We start from the raw sequence: 20,128 nt of genomic DNA on the forward strand, positions 1-20,128 counted from the left end.
AATCAACAGCCTTTTTTCTTTTTATCTTAAAGTGCGGTCATTTTTCTCTCTGTTTTTCAGTCATTTTTTCTCTTAATTTCATTTCCAAAAAATCTTTGTGAAGCCGATCACAGATTTGAATTTTGCTCTATGCACTTGGATTGACAGGGCTTAGACTGAACACTATGATTACTGTGATTCATTTTGTTTTTGAATTTGATTGTTTTACTTCATTTTTGAAGCTAACGAATTTCTCAAGCTAGAATAGGAGAAGTCAGATGGAAATGATACTTCGATTATTGTTACGCCGATTGATGGCTTTGCCGGTCATGATACTTGGTGTAACAGCACTCGTCTTTGTAGTGCTTCAATTCACGCCGGGTGATCCCGCTACAGTGGCATTGGGCGAAAGTGCTAGTGAAGCGGCAAAACAACTTTACCGCGAATCACATGGCTTAAATGATCCACTCTTTGTTCAATATTTTCGTTTCTTAGGTAATTTACTTGTATTGGATTTTGGTGTGACCATGCCACCAGAATTACCCATCAGTAGCATGCTAGCGAAATCTTTCCCAATCACGTTACAGCTTACTCTAATTGGTGTGGTGTTTGCGGCAGTAGTGTCTTTCTCATTAGGTGTACTTGCTGCGCTTTATCGTGATAGCTGGGTAGACCAAGTGATTCGTTTAATCTCTGTAGCAGCGGTTGCGACACCATCATTCTGGTTAGGTATCTTACTTATTCAATGGTTCTCTTTGGAATTAGATTGGTTGCCTTCTGGTGGTTTTGTGCCATTCAGCGAAAGCCCGATGGGGTATATCAATTCCATGATTTTGCCATCTCTTGCGCTTGCCGTGCCAGTATGTGCGTCATTAATTCGTGTGGTGCGTACAACCATGGTAGAAGAAATGGATAAAGATTATGTGAGAACCGCGATTGGTAACGGTGTGCCTTATGCAACCGTTATTCGTCACAACGTATTACGCAATGCCTTAATTACACCTGTGACTGTATTAGGCTTACGTGTAGGTTACTTACTTGGTGGTGCGGTAGTTATCGAACAAATCTTTGACTTACCAGGCATGGGGAAATTGATTTTTAACGGCATCGTCAACCATGACTTACACTTAGTACAAGGTGTGGTTCTGACAATCGCTTTTACCTTCGTTTTAGTGAATATTATCGTTGATATTCTCTATGTGTTGATTAACCCTAAAATTCGGAGTCTATAATGTTTCGTCAAGGTTTAGCAGATCGATTAGCTGCAAGCGGTGCGAGATTCCGAGCACTTTCCACCGCATCAAAAATTTCATTATTATTCTTAGTTTTCGTTGCCTTAGTGGCGGTGTTTGCTCCTTGGGTCGCAACACATGATCCATTAGAAGTGATCGCACGTATGCGTGCTCCAAGTGCGGAATATTGGTTTGGGACTGATCGACTTGGTCGTGATATTTTCTCTCGTATTGTTTACGGTGCCCAAACGTCATTATTTATCGGTTTAGGCGCAGTAGCTTGTGCCATTCTTTTCGGTAGTGTTTTAGGGGCTACTGCAGCGACATCCGATAAATGGGGCAATGAAATTATTATGCGCTTAATGGATATTTTAATGGCTTTCCCGGGTATCGCATTAGCCGCAGTGTTATTAGCGACCTTTGGGAACTCAGTGCCGGTTATTATTATCACTATTGCCGTGGTTTATACTCCGCAACTTGCGCGTGTGGTTCGTGCGAATGTGGTATCACAATGGGATGAAGACTATGTGCGCGCTGAACGCGTGATTGGTGGTAGCCGTACTTATATTCTTCTCAAACACGTTGTACGCAATACTGCTGCACCTGTTTTAGTCTTCGCAACCGTAATGGTAGCAGATGCTATTGTATTCGAAGCCTCGCTTTCTTTCTTAGGCGCAGGTGTACAACCACCACATCCTTCATGGGGTAACATTCTTTCTGAAGGCCGTAACATCGTATTAAACGGTGCATGGTGGGCAACAACCTTTGCGGGTGTCATGATTCTTTTAACTGTATTAGCCTTAAATATCTTGGCGGAAGGTCTTACCGATGCCTTGGTTAACCCGCGCTTGAAAGGCGGTAAAAAACCAGAAGGCAAATCAGATGAGCGTCTTTCTACCGATGTACAAGAAGCACTTGCTGAAGGTCTTGCGTTAAAACGTTACTTACTCAAATTACATGAAAAAGAAATCACACGTACGAATCGTATGCAATTAAATCCAAATGCAAAACCGATTTTACAAGTGAAAAACTTATCAATCCGTTTCCCGAATCGTTATGGTGAAATTCCATTGGTTGATAACATCAGCTTCACCGTAAATGAAGGGGAAACCATGGGGTTAGTGGGTGAGTCTGGTTGTGGTAAATCCATTACAGCATTCTCTATCATGGGCTTGTTACCAAAAACAGCCAAAATCACTGGGGAAGTGCTTTTCACCGACCGTAGCGGTAAACAACACAGCTTACTCAATTCTCACAATTTAAGTGAATTGCGTGGTTCTGAAATTGCGATGATTTACCAAGACTCTTTAAGTGCGTTAAACCCATCAATGCGTATCAAAGATCAAATGGCACAGCTCATTAAACGTGGCAGCCACCATACCGCAGAAAAATTGTTGGAATGGGTACACCTTGATCCTGAAAAAGTATTGAACCGTTATCCGCATGAACTTTCTGGTGGTCAACGTCAACGTGTGGTAATTGCGATGGCATTAACTCGTGAGCCGAAATTATTAATCGCCGATGAACCAACAACTGCATTAGACGTAACTGTTCAAGCTGAAGTCGTGAAATTATTAAATGAATTACGTGAAAAACTGGGTTTCGCGATGGTGTTTGTTAGCCACGATTTAGCATTGGTAGCTCAATTAGCTCACCACATTACGGTAATGTATGCGGGACAAGTGGTTGAAATGGCACCAACATCCTTATTGCTTGCTAATCCAACTCATGAATATACACGTGGCTTATTGGGTTCCGTACTTTCAACTGAAGTGCGTGCGAAACGTTTATATCAAATTCCGGGCAGCGTACCATCACCTTACGATTTTGCTGTGGGTGACCGTTTCGCAAGTCGTTCATTACGACCAGATGCAGATCCGGATCAAAAATTGATATTAACCGCCGTGGAAGGCGAGCCGTCTCACTTGTGGGCTTCTCATCTAGCTAAGCCTGTAACGGAAGCGAAAGGAGCATAATATGAGCAGTAGTATTAAAGTCATTAAAGAACAAAACATCATCGATTTAGAAAATATCGTGGTGCAATTTCCTTCTCGCGACGGTTCATTGTTTGGTCGTAAAAAATTCACTGCGGTGAACAATGTGAGTCTTGGCATAAAAGCAGGGGAAACCATTGGTTTAGTTGGGGAGTCTGGCTGCGGAAAATCTACCTTAGCCAACGTGATTATTGGACTTCTTAAACCGACATCAGGTTTAGTGAAATTCAACGGTTTACAAATGCAATATGGCAGCTCAGAAGCGAGAAAACAATTCGGCCGCCAAGTATCGGTCATTTTCCAAGACCCAGCAACCGCACTGAATCCTCGTATGAAAGTGTTGGATATTTTGCGTGACCCAATGGATATTCACAATGTGTTACAACCCCATGAACGGGAAAAACGTGTGTATGACTTGCTTTCTCGCGTCGGTTTACCGCGTTCTGCAGCACAAGTTGAACCAACTCGTTTATCGGGTGGGCAAAAACAACGTGTGGCGATTGCACGTGCTTTAGCACTGAATCCAAAACTGATTGTTGCGGATGAGCCGACTTCTGCATTAGACGTATCCGTTCGTGCTCAGGTATTAAACTTATTGGCTGATTTGAAAAAAGAACTCAATCTTGCCATGGTGTTTATCTCTCATGATATCCAAACAGTACGCCAAGTATCTGACCGCATTGTCGTAATGTACGGCGGCCAAATTTTGGAAACGGGTAGCACTGAAGATATTTTCAACCACCCAACAGTGGATTACACCCGAAAATTACTCGGTGTTGCACCATCGTTGTTATAACACGAGCGAATAAAATACTTTAATTTATAACCGCACTTTTAAAGTGCGGTTATTTTTTTGCTATTTTTTGTTTTAAGGTGCTGATAAATTTTAGAAACATATTCCGAAAGCCTTTTAGAGTTTAGGTTTTTTCTCAAATAGCGTAGAATGGGCATATAAAAATAAGGAGATTTAATATGCAACAAAAAATTCAACAAGCATTAGCCGATTCGCCACTTTCAAATGCAATTCTTTCTGCATTAGAAGAACAAGAATGGAAAGGTTTTTTACCGGCTGAGAAAGTGCGGTCAATTTGTGATGAATTTAAGCTTACGCCTGTTCAATTAGGTTTGGCGCTTTTACCTGTGGCAGCTTGTTATAGTCATACACCCATTTCAGAATTTCATGTTGGCGCGATTGCGATTGGTGAAAGTGGTGATTTTTACTTTGGTGCGAATCAAGAATTTAAGGGTAGTAGTATGGCTCAAACCATCCATGCTGAACAAAGTGCGATTAGCCATGCATGGTTACGTAATGAGCCTCGCATCACGGATATCGTGGTGAATTACACGCCTTGCGGTCACTGCCGTCAATTTATGAATGAGCTTTATCAAGCGGATGATTTGAAAATTCATTTGCCACACAGCCAAAATAATCCACTTCCTCAATATTTACCCGATAGCTTTGGCCCGAAAGATTTAGGTGTTGATTTGCTTCTATTAAACAAAGAAGAACAAGGTTTCACATTGACGACGGAAGATGAAGTGGCAAATAAAGCGATTTTAGGCGCAAACCGAGCTCATTCACCTTATTCTAAAAGCCCTCATGGTGTAGGCATTTTATTTAAAAATGGGGAAATGATTTGTGGTAGATATGCAGAAAATGCGGCATTCAACCCAAGCCTACCTGCTATGCAAACAGCGATTAATTTTGCTTATTTAAATCAACTGGATGTATCGAAAATTGAGCGCGTAGTATTTGCAGAGAAACCATTGCGTTTAAGTCATCGTAAGATGGCAGAGCAGTTATTAAAGAGCCTCTGCAAGGTGAAAATGGAATATATTAGCCTGTAAGTGCGGTCAAAAATGAATTAGTTTTTTTAACTAAAAGAAAAGGTGAACAGAGATAATCTCTCATGTTCGCCTTTCTTTTTACTGATTTTATGCTAATTCAGCACGTAATTTTTTCGTAACATCAACCATCACTTTTAATGCCGCAATTGTTTCTGGCCAACCGCGCGTTTTCAAACCACAGTCTGGGTTTACCCATAAACGTTCTTTCGGCACCACTTGTAATGCTTTACGAAGAAGATGTTCAATTTCTTCTGCTGCAGGCACTCGTGGACTGTGAATATCATATACACCTGGGCCAATATCATTCGGGTATTTGAAATCACCAAATGCGGTGAGTAATTCCATATCAGAACGCGAGGTTTCGATAGTAATGACATCGGCATCTAAGGCTGCGATAGCAGGTAGAATGTCGTTAAATTCGGAATAACACATGTGCGTATGAATTTGTGTATCATCTTGGCAACCCATTGAGCTTAAACGGAAGGCTTCGCCCGCCCATTTCAAATAAGCATCCCAATCTGCACGTTTTAATGGTAAACCTTCACGAATAGCCGGTTCATCAATTTGAATCACTTTGATGCCTGCTTTTTCTAAATCTAATACTTCGTCAGAAAGCGCAACCGCAATTTGTTTACAGACGGTTTCACGAGAAATATCGTTACGCACGAAAGACCATTGTAAGATCGTGACTGGACCAGTCAGCATGCCTTTCATGACTTTCTTGGTAAGGCTTTGGGCATATTGCGACCAACGTACCGTCATTGGTTCTGGACGACTAACATCACCGTAAATCACTGGCGGTTTCACACAACGTGAACCATAACTTTGTACCCAACCGAATTTGGTGAAAGCAAAACCATCGAGTAATTCGCCGAAATATTCCACCATGTCGTTACGTTCTGCTTCGCCATGTACCAATACATCTAAGTCTAATTTTTCTTGTTCACGTACAACGAATTCAATTTCTTTTTTCATTGCAGCTTCGTAATCCGCTAAGCTAAGTTCGCCTTTTTTGAAGGCTGCACGAGCGTGACGAATTGCTGTCGTTTGTGGGAAAGAACCAATATTCGTCGTTGGCAGAAGTGGTAAATTTAACCACGCATTTTGTAATTTAATACGTTCTGCAAATGGCAATTTACGTTGGTCAGCATTTTTCGGTAGATTTGCTAAACGTTCTGCCACACAAGTGCGGTGAATTTCATGCGAGTTTTTACGTGCATCCGCAGCAGCTTGAGAAGCCGCTAATTCAGCTTGAACCACTTCACGACCTTGGTCTAGTGCTGTCTTAAGAACGCGTAATTCTTGGATTTTTTGTAATGTGAAAGCCAACCATTGATAAAGCTCAGGCTTATTGGCTTGTAGCTGTGTTTCGACTTCTAAATCATAAGGTGTATGAAGGAGAGAGCAGCTTGGCGCAATCCATAAACGATCGCCTAATTTCGCTTTTAATGGTTCAACCACATCTAACACTTGATTTAAGTTTGCACGCCAGATATTACGACCATCAATGATGCCGACAGATAAGATTTTGTCATAATCCGCAAAGGCAGAAAGTTGTTCAGGTGCACGTACTAAATCAATATGTAAACCGGCTACTGGTAAGGCTTTTAACAAATCAGCATGTTCTGCGACAGAACCAAAATAAGTCGCAAGCAATAATTTCGTTTTCACTTGTTCAGCAAAAGTGGCGTAAACCGCTTTATAAGCGGCAATCCATTCTGACGGTAAATCTAAGGTGAGAGCGGGTTCATCAATTTGAATAAACTCCACGCCTTCCGCAGCTAACGCATTTAAGATTTCAACATAAACAGGCACGAGTTTTGCTAATAAATCAAAGCGATTAAATGCAACGCCTTTTTCTTTCCCTAACCAAAGGAAGGTGAGTGGCCCAACAATTGTTGGTTTAACTTGGTACCCAAGCGCTTTAGCTTCGCGGATTTGTGTCACATAATGTGCTGGGTTTGCTTTGAATTGTGTCTCTTTATGGAATTCTGGTACAAGATAATGGTAGTTGGTATCGAACCATTTTGTCATTTCAATGGCAAATTGTGTTTTGTTACCACGCGCCAATTGGAAATATTGATCGAGCGTTAAGTTTTGGCTATCAAAACCAAAGCGTGCAGGAATCGCACCTGTTGCCACTTGTAAATCTAAAATGTGATCGTAAAGTGTGAAATCAGCCACCGCAACAAAATCAGCATTTGCCTTGGCTTGGTGTTGCCAGTTAAGTTCACGTAATCTTTTTGCAATATCTAATAAATCCGCTTCTGCAATTTCGCCACGCCAGTAACGCTCTTGAGCAAATTTAAGTTCACGCTTTGCGCCTACGCGCGGAAATCCTGCTAAATGAAATGTTGTCATAATTAATCCTTCTATTGTTTGTTTTGTTTAGACGTCTAAACGTCTGTTCGAACATAGAATGCAATAGAATTTAAAATTAAACAACTTCATAATTTTCAAGTTTTGGATGAATTTAATTAATAATTATTTGAAATTATATAACCAGTTTTCGCTATTTACATTTTTATATAGCAATATAAGATACAATCACTACGTTTGAATTTGTGTAGCAATTTTTTAAAGATAAGCTAATGAAAAAATATTATAACGAGCGAGGTCGTTCCTACTTTGCAAATTTAAAATATAGTTTCTAATTTTTTCATCCTCTATCGTCGTAATCAAAGTGCGGTCAATTTGGCCGCCTTTTTTATTCAATATAACGATCATTATATATTTTAGTTTATAATTCACCTCTCTGTAGATTTCAATATTGGAAGGCTATTTTGAGGTGAAAATGGAACTTCACTAGAGACTATAAAAGCCACTAATTCGTTTCTAAGAATTTTTACATTAACTTTTCTAACTATTAGGGAGATAAAAAATATGTGGAAAAAAGCAATAAAACTGAGCTTGATTGCTTTATTAGTTGCCCCTTGTGCATTGCAAGCCAAAGTGATTGAAGATGTAGCCGGCAATAAAATTGAAATTGCTGATAATGTGCAACGTATCGCAGATTTATGGAATGCAAACAACCAAATCGTCCTTTTATTAGGCGGAATGGATAAAGTGGTTGCCACCACTAATTATATTCATGATCATCCTTGGTTTGCGGAAGTTTATCCTAAAATCAAAACCGTGACTGCGCTAGGCAACGGACGTGATTTACAGACTGAAGAATTATTAGGTACACAACCAGATGTCGTGATTCTTCCTAGTCAAAACATGGTCGATGAAGTTAATCGCGCAGGATTAAAAGGAGTTTTAGCCATTTTCAAAGATTTTGATGGTCTCAAGAAAACCGTTCGATTAACCGCTGATATTATCGGTGGTGATGCAAAAAACATTGCAGAAGAATACATTAAAGAATTAGAAGGTAATATTGCTTTCACCAAGGAAAGAACGAAACATCTTACTGAGTCAGAAAAACCTGTGGTCATGCATATTACAGGCAATGAAAATCTCACCGTGGTAGATGGTGGAAAAAGTATTATCGGAGCCTGGACCCGTCAAGCAGGGGGGAGAAGTGCATTCCCAGAATTAGACAGTGCAGTCGAGGTGGGATTAGAAGAAGTGATTAAAATTAATCCTGATGTGATTACTGTTGGTGGTCCAAATGCAGCACGTGCAGTTACGGAGATTAAACAAAGCCCTCGTTGGCAAAGTATAAGTGCGGTTAAAAATAATCGTATTTTTGTCAACCCAATGGGCACCTTCTTGTGGGATCGTTATAGTGCAGAAGAAGCATTACAAGTTCTTTGGGCGGCGCAGGTTTTTCATCCAGACTTGTTTAAAGATTTAGATATGGTAGAAAAAACACAAGTTTTTTATAAAAAATACTATAACTATGATCTAAGCAAAGAAAATGCACAGCAAATTTTACAAGGCTTACCGCCTTTAAAATAAGGTATAGATAAAATAAAAGAGCGATGAATATGATTTTTCATCGCTCTTTTTTATTTTAAGAGATTAGAAGCTATATTTTAAAGTCGTGTAATAAGCACGTCCTGGTTCATTATAGCTTTGTGCTTTGCCATCAACATATAATCTTTTATTTAAGATATTGCTGACACCGATGCGTGCACTAAAGTTTTGCCATTTATAACCAATACTTGCCCCCCAAATACCATAACTACCTTGGCTTTCTTGAAGCGTTGTATCTTGTGCTAAACCATTACGACTGAAATCCATATAACGTGTTCCTGTCGATTTGCTAAACTGTTTACCAAAACGAGTATAAGTTGTGGCAAAATCAAGGTTATCTGTCACTTGATAAGAAAGGGTAGAACTAATCGTATATTTGGGTGAAAGATTTAACGGGTTACCTGTTGCACGGTTTTTACTTTTTGTGAAATAAGTAAAGTTAGTATTTAAACTTAATTTATTCGCAATAAGAGGTAAGTTTAAATAACCTTCAAAACCAGCAACCGTTGCACGAGTTACATTACCCCATTTATAAATATTGGTGGTTTTAATGTAATCTTTTTGGTCTGCTTTTGTCCCATAACGTGTAACGCGAGAGAAACTTGGGTTAAAGGTTGTACCAAGCAAGGTTTCATCTGCTTCAATTTTATTTCGGTAATCATTATGGAAATAGGTTAAGCCGAATTTATAACCATCTTGATTATGAAGTTCAAAACCAATCTCTTTATTTACACTGGTTTCCGGTTTGAGATCTTTCGTACCAATGGTATAACATGCGCCTACCGTTCTAATATTTGCAGCGGTTGCAGGGCAGTTATTTTGACGGTTTGCCAATACATAACCTTCTGTAATTTGATAAAGGTTAGGAGCTTTATAGGCACGAGCGATACCACCTTTTAAGGTTAAATATGGATTCACTTCTTGTGAAAGATTTAAGCTCGGTGTCCAGTTACCGCCAGAAACACTGTGATGATCAAAACGAATGGCTGGGGTAACAACTGTTCCTTGACCAAAGTCAATCATATCTTCAACAAAGACACCGTATTCGCTTAAGCTGGTTTCACCGCTACGGTTTTCACTTTGTAACCAAGGAATCACACCTAAATTCATCGGTTTATTATTTTTCAAGTTATAACTCATTGAACTTGGGTCATTGAGTTTACTGTGATTGGCTTCCATACCAATAGTCAATAGATGTTCTGCACCCAATGTGAATGGAATACGTAACTCATTGCTAAAGCGAGTATTGGTAAGATCACTATCAGTAAAGTTTAAATCACCGCCATTCCAATGTCCTTCCATTGCAAAACCTAAGCCAACAGGTAGTCGTGCGTTAGTTGTTTTGTCAAAAGCAATGTAAGTTTCATTTTCCCCCCAAGACCATTTACCTTTATGAGTGAGAGAATAAGCTTGACGATAAACACGGTTAGTTTCTAAATTTCGTCCTGCTAATGCTTTTTCACTTTCATTTGCGCCCCAAGATTCGCTATCGCCAGAATAAATATTGCCTTGGCGGCTATAACTTGCGTCTAAGGTTAAGGTTTGATTTGGGGTAATATTCCAATCTAAACGACCAGCAATATCTTTATTGCGTAAACCTTCACGACCTGCATAAGACCATGTACCATCTGGGTTTTCATTAATAGATGGTGAATCTGCACGAGTTTTACTCCAACTACCGTATAAACGGAATCCTAATACATCTTTGATTAAAGGGCCGCTTAAATTAAACGTTGTACGGTTAGTTGTGCCGTATTTACTGTCTTCAGGTAAATTTAAATAATAGGAAAGGCCACCTTTTAATTCATTTGTAACAGGTTTTGTTTTGATGTTTACCACACCGCCCATCGCACCTGAACCATAACGCGCGGCTGATGTACCACGAATTACTTCTACAGAATCAATTTCTTCCACCGGAACCCATTTACTGTCACCGTGTGTATCACGTGCACCGAATCGTCCGTAACGCGCACTATTACGTGAAGTAGCTGGTTTTCCATCAATTAAAATAAGCGTATTTTCTGGCCCCATAGAACGAATATCAATTTGGCGTTTGTTGCCATAAGAAGCATTGCTGTTACCAGATGTAAAGTTCACACCAGGCTGCATTCTTACTAATTCAGCAATATCATTGACAATAGGTTGTTTAGCAATTTCTTTAGCAGATACAACGCTTGTATTAAAACCTTGTTGTGACTGTTCAGCGCTACTATTTGCTGATACCTGTATTTCCTCTAATTGTTCTTCTGCATAGGTAAATGCAGAAATGAGCGCCAAACTCAATAAACTGAGTTTGTACTTTTTGTGTAACATAAAACCTCCATATAATAAAAACAAATATGCTATATATAATTATATATAACGATTGGTAAATTTATCACTAAAACATGAGATGTAAAATACCCCAGAGGGGATAATCTGAAATATTGATGAGATTTTCTGTTTGTTTATAAACAAGTGCGGTTAATTTAGCCGCCTTTTTAATAACAAAAAACCGCACAGTGATTTTATCAACGTGCGGTTTTTTATATGAGCATTTTATGCTGTTATAAAGCGGTGACGAAAGTAATTAAACCAAGTATGACACCAGGCGCATTTGCTAATGAAATAGGCAGATCGCGTTTTTCTTTTAACAAACCATAAACCACCCATAAACTACAGTTAATCATGGTGGCAAAAGGTTGTAACCAACCACCTTTTTGACCTGATAAATTTAGACCAATTTGTTGCAAGTAAGACACATACATACAAACTGAAGTAAATGTTGCGACATAGCCTAAAATGGTAATAAAACGTTGGTTTGTCATTTGCTCTCCTAAATTTAACAGAATAATTCTAAATCAGATTATTAACTAAGAATTTATAATTCATGAGTATTATACATTAATTTTAATTTAAATTCAATAAATAGCAAAATTGCATAAATATTCTTTCAGTTTAGTTAAGGATAAAATGCATTTTATTAGGAGGGGAATAAAGAGATTAGAGAGAAAAAAGACAAAAAAATAACCGCACTTTAAAGCGCGGTTATATAGGATTCTGAACAGTTCAGTTGAGATTATTCAACACCAACCATTACAGAGGTTGCTTTGATAATCGCATATGCTTCTTTACCAACTGCTAAACCTAATTCTTTTACTGCATCGATAGAGATGGTAGAAGAAATTACGTTACCGTTACCGATATCAATGTGTACGATTGCGTTCACAGAACCAGTTTCGATTGATTTTACAGTACCTTTAAGTTGATTTCTTGCGCTAATTTTCATTAAGCATTTCCTTATGTTTGAGTTAAAAAGAGTAAGTATTATATAGGTAAATATATAAGTTGAAAATACTACTTAATAGGTGATAACCCTTTTAAGATTTGTTCGGCATTTTCTTTGCTTAACACGTAATCGTAATATTTTTTATAGAAGGCTTGCGTTTTTTCTACCATGTTTAAATCTTTAAATTGCTCTGGATGGAAGAGTTGAGCCGCCCAGAGAATTTGTAAAGCTTCTTCTGCACTGTAGCGATCCCATGGGAACGTGCCGGTTGGGTTGGCATAAATACGATTATTTTTGACCGCACTTATTGATTGCCATGCTGGGTCAGCTTTAATTTTTTCGATTGCTGCTTGCGCTTTATTACCGCTGCTGCCGATAATAATGACATCTGGATTCGCCTGAATAATGCTTTCTACGGTGACGGTCACCATATTGGCTTCATCGGGTAATACACTTTTACCGCCAGCTAATTTAATCCATTCACCAATCATCGATTTTCCGCCATCAATCATAAACAAATCAGAGCCTTTAGTGATATGTAACACGGTTGGGCGTTGTTCATCTTTTAAGCCTTTAAGACGGCTTTCTACAAATTGAATGTTGCCTTCTAATTCTTTGATATAGTTTTCTGCGATTTCAGGGGCTTTATCACCTAACACTTCAGCCGTGATGCGTACGGTTTTTTTCAAACCATCAAAATCTTGGAAACTTACACGCACGCCTTTCAAGGCGGCTTGTTCCACTTCAGTTAACATGGATTTTTTCGAGAGCAATACTGCATCTGGTTTATGACTTAACAGTTCTTCCGTTTGAATGGTTTCACCATTGGTTAATACCGGTACATTTTTGATATTTGGATATACTTCGCTATACCAAGGATTGGCTGCGATAGATGTGGTCGTGCCAACCAGTTTATTGGCGCCGCCTAATAGTAAGACAATTTGGTTATTCGCATGCCAAAGATCAGCAACACGTTGAACGTTGTCTGGTAGTTCGATTTTATTTCCTTCAACATCCGTGATAACTTTCGCTTGCAGCGGTAGGGCAAAACAGGCAGCAAGAGAAAGGGCAATCAAGCCTTTTTTTAGAGAATGTTTCAACATATGAATTTCCTTCTAGTGGTTTTATAAATGAGTTATCGCACAAATTTGGCGTTGTAGTGCAGGTACATCAACTAAGCGCAAATCGGTTTGATAAAGTGCTTTTAAATTAGCTTCAGTAATAATTTCTGGTGCGGTGCCTGTTTGTAATTTGCCGTGTTCATTTAATATGGTTACGCGGCTATGGGGCAGGGCACTATGCAACAACATCGGATGATCGGGGTTATGTGTTGTCATTATTATGGTAAAGCCTTGCAATGAGAGCTCTTTGATTAGGCTTAAGGTTTTAAACACATTACCGTAATCTAATGCCGAAGTGGGTTCATCAAACAAAATCAGTTGAGGTTGTTGCACCAAAATACGGGCAAGATTGACTAGTTGTTTTTCACCACCACTCATTTGCATATAAATTCTGTTAGCAAAATGACTGATACCCAGTTTATTTAAGGCTTCATCAACCAAGGCAAAATCCGCTTCATTTGGCTTATCAAGCACACCTAAATGCGCAGCACGACCAAGCACCACATAATCACGTACACGATATTGATAGGTTTGTGGGCTATGTTGCGAGACATAAGCAATTTTTTGAGCAATTTGTTTACTGCTCATGTCGCTTAATTTGCAATTATCTAGCAAAATCTGACCGCTCTTTGGTTTCAAAAGCCCCGCGATACAGTTTAATAACGTTGATTTGCCACGACCGTTGGCTCCAAGAATCGTCAGTAATTCGCCTTTTTGTAAGGTTAAATCAATGCCATTGAGTAGAGAATGTTCAACATTGTGCCAGTAATACAGATTATCAATTTTCAGCATTAGTCCACCACCTTTTGTTTAATCAGAACCCAAGCAAAGAATGGCGCACCGATAAAACCGGTGAGAATGCCGAGTGGAATTTCTTGAATGTATAAATTGCGGGCGAGAGTGTCGATAACGAGCAAGAAAATCGCACCGATAAGTCCGGCTAGCGGTAAACTTTTGACATTGTTATCACCAATGAAAAGACGTGCTAAATGCGGAATCACTAAACCAAGCCAACCAATTGTCCCGCTTAAGCAAACCGATGAAGCCGTCAGCAACGTGGCACAAACCACCATTAATCCACGCTCTAATCGAATATTTGCCCCAATTAATTTTGCCTCACGATCCCCCAATGAAAGCACATTGATACGCCAACGCATTAAAAATAAGCCAAGGGTGGTAAGCAAAATGATAGGAGAAAGGATGAACAAATTATCGTAGTTGGATTTGGTTAGGCTACCTAATTGCCAATATACAATGTCAGCTAGCTGGGTTTCGGGATCGGCGAGATATTTCAATAGGCCTAATGTTGCCATCATAAAGCCCGAAACGATAATGCCGGAAAGCACTAAAACGATGGTGGAGTCGCGTTGAATTAAACGTGGTAAATTCATGGTGAGTAAGACGGCTATCAAACCACCGACAAAGGCAAAGGCTTGAATGCCCAGCATCCCTGAACCGATTAAAATCGCCAATGCCGCACCAACACAAGCGCCATTAGATACCCCTAAAATATCAGGTGAAACCAAAGGATTGCGGAAAATACCTTGATATACCACACCCGCAATAGCCAATGAAGCACCGACAAGCATGGCAGCAATTACACGAGGCAAACGAAGATTAAAAATAATGTTGTTTTGAACATCATTGACATTATTACCAATAAGACTTTGTACGACATTCTCAAGCGGAATCGCAAAGCGTCCCCAAGAGAGTGAACATAAAATGAGCCCAATAAGTAGGCAAAGTAAAAGGGGAAAGGTAAGGAAAGATTTGTTCATATACTTAAAATTCGTTGTTTTTATAAGTATATAGCGATTGTATTTTTTTGTATATAGCGAAATTTGAGTAAAAGGTAACCGCACTTTAGCACGGCAGAATGATGAAATAGAGTGCTACGTAAAACTATTTTATTAGTATTTGCGTTAATTAAGAGTGTTTCTATGAAGCAACACTTAATAGTATTAAGAAATTTATTTATCCCATATAAAATTTAATGATTTAAAAGTTATATTTCTTTACAAAACATATAAATATGTCTTCATTTTTCATCTCAACTTTTATAGAATGTTAACTATTTTAATAAGTTTTAGTCCGCGGAGTTTTTTTATGTTAAGTGCATTATTGAGAAGTGGTGAAATCAAAAACTATACGCCATTAGGCCAAGATGGCATGGCAGTTTATACGGTAGCATCCCAGTTGCGAGATGCACTTAAGTTTAAGCGAGGTCGTTCCTTTGCTGAATATTTAGCGATTCCACAGCGTAATGAACAGGGGGATAAAATCGATTGGTATGTACCGTTTGATTCCACTCGTGCAGATGGGCAATATATGATTATCCCTTGGACTTCGGCTACGGAAGAAGAGCGTGAAAATGCTCGTGCAGAATTGAAAATTTTTGAACGAACTGCACTGGAGTTAGGTAAAGAACTCATTCAATCTCCCTCTTCCAAAGGCGATCAACTGCTATTTGCCCGTTTACTCTGTGGCGGCAATCCTGATGATATTACCGATCCTGAAAATCTCAAAGCCTTGCGCTTTCCTAATCCTGAACATGTTTATTTAGTCAATGATCGTCCAGTGATCACTTTCTGGGGATTTCTAGAAAAACATGCAGCTGCGCACGGTAACCCATTCCTTTCTTTACAAGCTGCAGCACCAAAACCAATTGAACCAGCTTTACCTATAACGCCAGTTGAACCTGTCGTTGTGAAAAAACATCCTTGTCGTGTGTTTTGGTGGGTATTGCCGTTATTACTTGGATTACTTTTATTATTGGCTTGGTGGTTTAAGGATTTATGGTGGCCAAAAGAGGAAGCAACAGTAAAAAATGACCCTGTCACAGTTTCTGAGCCACAAACAAAAAATCTCAAAAAGCCGAAAGAAAAAGAATTACGTAAATTGAAAGATGTTCTTTACCGATATCTGAATGGACGCTGGGTTGATGGAAAGGGTGTGGCTGTAACAGATCCTTCAGTTTTAAATCAACTAGGCGATGCTCCGATTGTTGGAGAAGGAAATATGCAAGGTGAAGGTCTTAATACACCATTAACAGAAACAGATGCTGCCAAAGCTGATGAATCAAAAAATGATAAAGCAGATGATGCCAAAGCAGAGCAAAATAAAGATGAAAATAAACAACAACCGCCAGTAGACCCTCTAGCAGAGGGTAAATCGGATACTAAAGAGGATCAAAATAAAGTAGATGAAAAAACACAGCAACCACCAGTAGATCCGTTAGCCGAAAATAAATCAGATACTCAGGCTGGACAAAATAAAGAAGATGATAAAAAGAATCAAACCACTTCTAATGCTAAACCATTACAAATTCCAACAACTAGTACACAAAATGGTAATGTAGATTTTCTAAATGGCCAGTGGAATGCTGGAGCAGGGATTCAGGATAAAACTACGGGTAAACCTCTACGCTTAAAATATGCATTCTCAAATGGCGTAGGTCAAGTACAAGTACAACGCGGTGACGGCGTACAATGTACAGGAGATGTTTCTGCAAAAATGCAAGGCAGTGGTTTGAATATTACTAATAAAGGTGTGGCAAAATGTAGCGATGGATCAAGCTATCAGTTACCTGAAGTAATTTGTAAACCTGGCGCGAAGAGTATTGCCGATTGTCAAGGTGGATATGGCTCAGGACAGAGTTTCCCAATGACAATGAAATCGAATTAGTGAACCAATAAACAACGAATAGAAGCGAGAATAAAAATGTTACCGGATTTACATCATTACGGAAAAGAAATCTCACTAATTATGAATAGTGGGGTGCAATTTTTAGACTTCGGTTTAAAAATTGATTGGAAAGACAAAGAATGGCGTACTAAAAGTATGGGAAACTTCGCCTCTGGCGGTGAGAACCATCCAATTCGTCGATTAGTTGAACATCGTAGCGGCGAAGGTTATTGCGATAGCAGTGATTTGAGCCGAATGGTTAAAGTGGAACATGAAATCAGTGTAGAACAGTCATTTAAATTATTAGATGGTGTTTGGTTACCTATTCCTGTTTTGCGTACAGTAGCTTCTACAGATGGTTTTGATGAAGGCCCTTATAACTGGGCGCGTGCACGAATTGTTAAACTAGCTGAACCAGATGTAGAAGGCAATACTTATCGAGTTACTTTAGCTTTTGATACTAAAATTTTTCCTAATCGTGCTGATGTTGCTTACCTTGCGCCAACTGAAGAAGATGTGCGTTCTGGCGCGGTTTTTGGTCTCGCTTATCAATCTCATCAAATGTCGTGGTTTTTGGACTACAAATGGATAAATGAATGGTTATTGGAACTCTTCACTGAATTAGCTCCCGAAAATGATCGTTTAAAAATTCATCCAGATGATCTGAAAATGGACATTGCTGCTAAATTTCATCAAGGTCATTACTTAAATATTTTGGCTATTCTAGGTGAAGAAATTGATATTCCACGGATTAAAATGATTTCCAATCGTTCTGATGAAATTAATCGTGCAATTCCTGTCGATATGGTTTTAGATGTTGGTAATTCTCGTACTTGTGGCATTTTAATTGAAGATCATGTGCAGGAAAAAGACGGTTTGAAAAAACGCTATGAATTGGAATTACGTGATTTAACGCGCCCGGAACGAGTGTACTCCGAACCATTTGAAAGTCGAGTTGAATTTGCCCAAGCGTTTTTTGGCAAAGATCATTTTTCTGTACAAAGTGGGCGTCGTGATGCTTTCCAATGGGCAACAATTGCGCGTGTAGGGAAGGAAGCCGCCCGTTTAGCAAGTCGTCGAGAGGGGAATGAAGGTTCAACAGGTTTATCTAGTCCAAAACGTTATTTATGGGATGATGCTCGTTACGAACAAGGCTGGCGTTTTAACTCATCCTATGTAAAAACAGATTACGAGCCTTATGCAACAGCAGATCCGCTTTCTGGATTAATCAATGAGTATGGTGAAGCATTACATATTTTGCGGGATGATATTGATGAAGAATTTGAACGCAAAATGCCTGTATTCCAACCTAAATATTCTCGTCGTTCATTGATGACGTTTATGTTATCAGAAGTGTTGATGCAAGCATTAATGCAGATTAACAGTCCTGCTCAACGAGCTAAATTGGAACATTCTAAAGCACCACGTTTTTTACGTTCGATTATTTTGACTGTACCACCAGCAATGCCTAAACCTGAACGAGAAATTTTCCGTCAATCTATTTATCAGGCTATCGGCTTAGTTTGGAAATCTCTTGGCTGGGATAAATCTGATGATGATTTTGACTTCAATTCACAAAGTGCAAGAGAAAAATATTGGCCGATTTTACCTGAGGTGATTATTCAATGGGATGAAGCAACCTGTGGACAAGTTGTTTATCTATTTAATGAAACTCAAAATAACTATGGCGGTCGACCAGAAGAATTTATTGCTGCATTGCAACGTCCAGATAAAAAAGAAAAGGATCGTATTACTATCGCAACTATTGATATAGGTGGTGGTACAACAGACTTAGTAATCAACGATTACTCGCTGGATTATGGAGAAAACGGTGGTTCAGGTAGTAATGCCTATATTATCCCGACTCAGCGTTTCCGTGATGGTTTCAAAGTGGCCGGTGATGATATTTTGCTAGATATGATTCGTAATGTAGTAGTGGAATCTTTAACTGTTGGTTTGAAAAATGCAGGTTTACGTGATCCTGAACCTATTCTTTCTGAATTGATTGGCGATCAGGCATTAAAAGTACAAGATGCATTATTACGCCAACAATTGACATTACAAGTATTCAGCCCAATTGGCTTGCGAGTATTGAAAGAGTACGAAGGCTATGATCCAATGCAAAAGACCAATGCATTAAATGGGAAGACTTTTGGTGAATTATTAGAAGACGTAGAACAGCCTACAGAAAGTGTGTTGGACTATATTAATGAACCGATTCGCCGTGCCTTAGGTCGTTCAGATTTTAATATTTTAGATTTACCGGTTCAGGTGAATTTAGAACGTATTCACAGTTTATTTATTCGTGGTGATTATTTTGATATCTGCAAAACCTTCAACGCCTTGTGTGAGGTAGTCAACAGCTATCAATGTGATGTGTTGTTACTAACCGGCCGACCATCTCGTTTGCCTGGTGTACAATCCTTCTTCCGTTCTCGTTTACCTTTACCAGTCGGACGGATTTTACCATTACATCATTACCGCACAGGAAACTGGTATCCATTCCACAAACAAGGTCGTATAGATGATCCAAAAACGACTGCCGCAGTGGGTGCGATGCTTTGTTTCTTATGTAAAGATATGCGTTTAACCAACTTCTATTTACGCTCAATGGCAATGACTGCTTATTCTACAGTGAAATACATTGGGTATTTAGATAACAATAACGTAATTAAAGACAGCAACGTTTATTATCACGATATTGATTTAGACAATGAGGATTATGATTTCCCAGATACTTCCTTTGAAGTACGCGGTGATACCCGTTTAGGTTTCCGTCAATTGAATGTGGAGCGTTGGGTTGCTTCTCCACTTTATATGCTCTCTATAGAAAGCCGCGAATGGAAAGCGATGTTGAATAATGAAGGTGTGGTATTACAAGTAACATTAGGTATAAAAAATAGCCGTAATAGCCAAGAAAGAGCAGAAAATTTCTACATAAAAAATGTGACAGCATCAAATGGCCGTTCTTGCGTACGAGAAAGGGATATTACCCTTCATCTAAACACAATGACCGATGCGGGACTTGGTGATCAAAAATTATATTGGTTAGATACTGGCTGTGTGAAACGATAGGTGGAA

At 39.1% G+C, this 20,128-nt stretch carries 14 protein-coding genes; 7 read left to right on the top strand and 7 right to left on the bottom strand.

What is annotated here, in order from left to right:
- Positions 1 to 257: 257 nt before the first annotated feature.
- From PARA_RS08205 to cdd, 4 genes are all read left to right on the top strand, one after another.
- The gene (locus tag PARA_RS08205; RefSeq protein ID WP_014065363.1) at positions 258 to 1,211 is read left to right on the top strand and encodes an ABC transporter permease; all 954 of its coding nucleotides are present in this window, start codon (positions 258 to 260) and stop codon (positions 1,209 to 1,211) included.
- Positions 1,211 to 3,187 (top strand): dipeptide/oligopeptide/nickel ABC transporter permease/ATP-binding protein, encoded by a 1,977-nt coding sequence (locus PARA_RS08210; RefSeq protein WP_014065364.1) that lies wholly within the window; start codon positions 1,211 to 1,213, stop codon positions 3,185 to 3,187. Before PARA_RS08205 ends, PARA_RS08210 begins: the two co-directional genes overlap by 1 nt.
- 1 nt (position 3,188) lies before the next feature.
- On the top strand, positions 3,189 to 4,001 hold the full coding sequence (locus PARA_RS08215; RefSeq protein ID WP_005696082.1) for an ABC transporter ATP-binding protein: 813 nt from the start codon (positions 3,189 to 3,191) through the stop codon (positions 3,999 to 4,001).
- A 176-nt stretch (positions 4,002 to 4,177) separates the two neighbouring features.
- Positions 4,178 to 5,053 carry a cytidine deaminase gene (gene cdd, locus PARA_RS08220; RefSeq protein ID WP_014065365.1) on the top strand — a complete coding sequence of 292 codons (876 nt, stop codon included), beginning with the start codon at positions 4,178 to 4,180 and terminating at the stop codon, positions 5,051 to 5,053.
- A gap of 87 nt (positions 5,054 to 5,140) precedes the next feature.
- Here the strand turns inward: cdd and metE are convergent, their stop codons facing one another.
- Complete coding sequence (gene metE, locus PARA_RS08225) at positions 5,141 to 7,414, bottom strand: 5-methyltetrahydropteroyltriglutamate--homocysteine S-methyltransferase (protein WP_014065366.1); 2,274 nt, start codon at positions 7,412 to 7,414, stop codon at positions 5,141 to 5,143.
- 522 nt (positions 7,415 to 7,936) lie between these two features.
- On the opposite strand from metE, the gene PARA_RS08230 reads away from it, so the two are divergent.
- The gene (locus tag PARA_RS08230; protein WP_014065367.1) at positions 7,937 to 8,956 is read left to right on the top strand and encodes an ABC transporter substrate-binding protein; all 1,020 of its coding nucleotides are present in this window, start codon (positions 7,937 to 7,939) and stop codon (positions 8,954 to 8,956) included.
- Positions 8,957 to 9,019: 63 nt separating this feature from the next.
- Here PARA_RS08230 and PARA_RS08235 read toward each other — a convergent pair whose 3' ends face one another.
- The 6 genes from PARA_RS08235 to PARA_RS08260 form a co-directional block, all read right to left on the bottom strand.
- The gene (locus tag PARA_RS08235; protein ID WP_014065368.1) at positions 9,020 to 11,287 is read right to left on the bottom strand and encodes a FepA family TonB-dependent siderophore receptor; all 2,268 of its coding nucleotides are present in this window, start codon (positions 11,285 to 11,287) and stop codon (positions 9,020 to 9,022) included.
- A gap of 233 nt (positions 11,288 to 11,520) precedes the next feature.
- Positions 11,521 to 11,781: a SemiSWEET family transporter gene (locus PARA_RS08240; protein ID WP_014065369.1), complete on the bottom strand. Its 261-nt coding sequence runs from the start codon at positions 11,779 to 11,781 to the stop codon at positions 11,521 to 11,523.
- Positions 11,782 to 12,032: 251 nt separating this feature from the next.
- A complete protein-coding gene (locus tag PARA_RS08245; RefSeq protein WP_007525241.1) occupies positions 12,033 to 12,242 on the bottom strand; it encodes a TOBE domain-containing protein in 210 nt (69 codons plus the stop codon).
- A gap of 68 nt (positions 12,243 to 12,310) precedes the next feature.
- Positions 12,311 to 13,345, bottom strand: a complete 1,035-nt coding sequence (locus tag PARA_RS08250; protein ID WP_014065370.1) for an ABC transporter substrate-binding protein — start codon at positions 13,343 to 13,345, stop codon at positions 12,311 to 12,313.
- Between the two features lie 21 nt (positions 13,346 to 13,366).
- Positions 13,367 to 14,155, bottom strand: a complete 789-nt coding sequence (locus PARA_RS08255; protein WP_014065371.1) for an ABC transporter ATP-binding protein — start codon at positions 14,153 to 14,155, stop codon at positions 13,367 to 13,369.
- Complete coding sequence (locus PARA_RS08260; RefSeq protein ID WP_005698982.1) at positions 14,155 to 15,141, bottom strand: FecCD family ABC transporter permease; 987 nt, start codon at positions 15,139 to 15,141, stop codon at positions 14,155 to 14,157. The genes PARA_RS08255 and PARA_RS08260 overlap by 1 nt, the downstream gene beginning before the upstream one ends.
- A 328-nt stretch (positions 15,142 to 15,469) precedes the next feature.
- Between PARA_RS08260 and PARA_RS08265 the strand changes: the two genes are divergently transcribed.
- Positions 15,470 to 17,047, top strand: a complete 1,578-nt coding sequence (locus PARA_RS08265; protein WP_014065372.1) for an SrfA family protein — start codon at positions 15,470 to 15,472, stop codon at positions 17,045 to 17,047.
- 36 nt (positions 17,048 to 17,083) lie between these two features.
- Positions 17,084 to 20,122: a virulence factor SrfB gene (locus PARA_RS08270; RefSeq protein ID WP_005696099.1), complete on the top strand. Its 3,039-nt coding sequence runs from the start codon at positions 17,084 to 17,086 to the stop codon at positions 20,120 to 20,122.
- The last annotated feature ends 6 nt before the right edge of the window (positions 20,123 to 20,128 follow it).

Origin of the sequence: Haemophilus parainfluenzae T3T1, from assembly GCF_000210895.1 — a bacterium.
Lineage (GTDB): Bacteria > Pseudomonadota > Gammaproteobacteria > Enterobacterales > Pasteurellaceae > Haemophilus_D > Haemophilus_D parainfluenzae_A.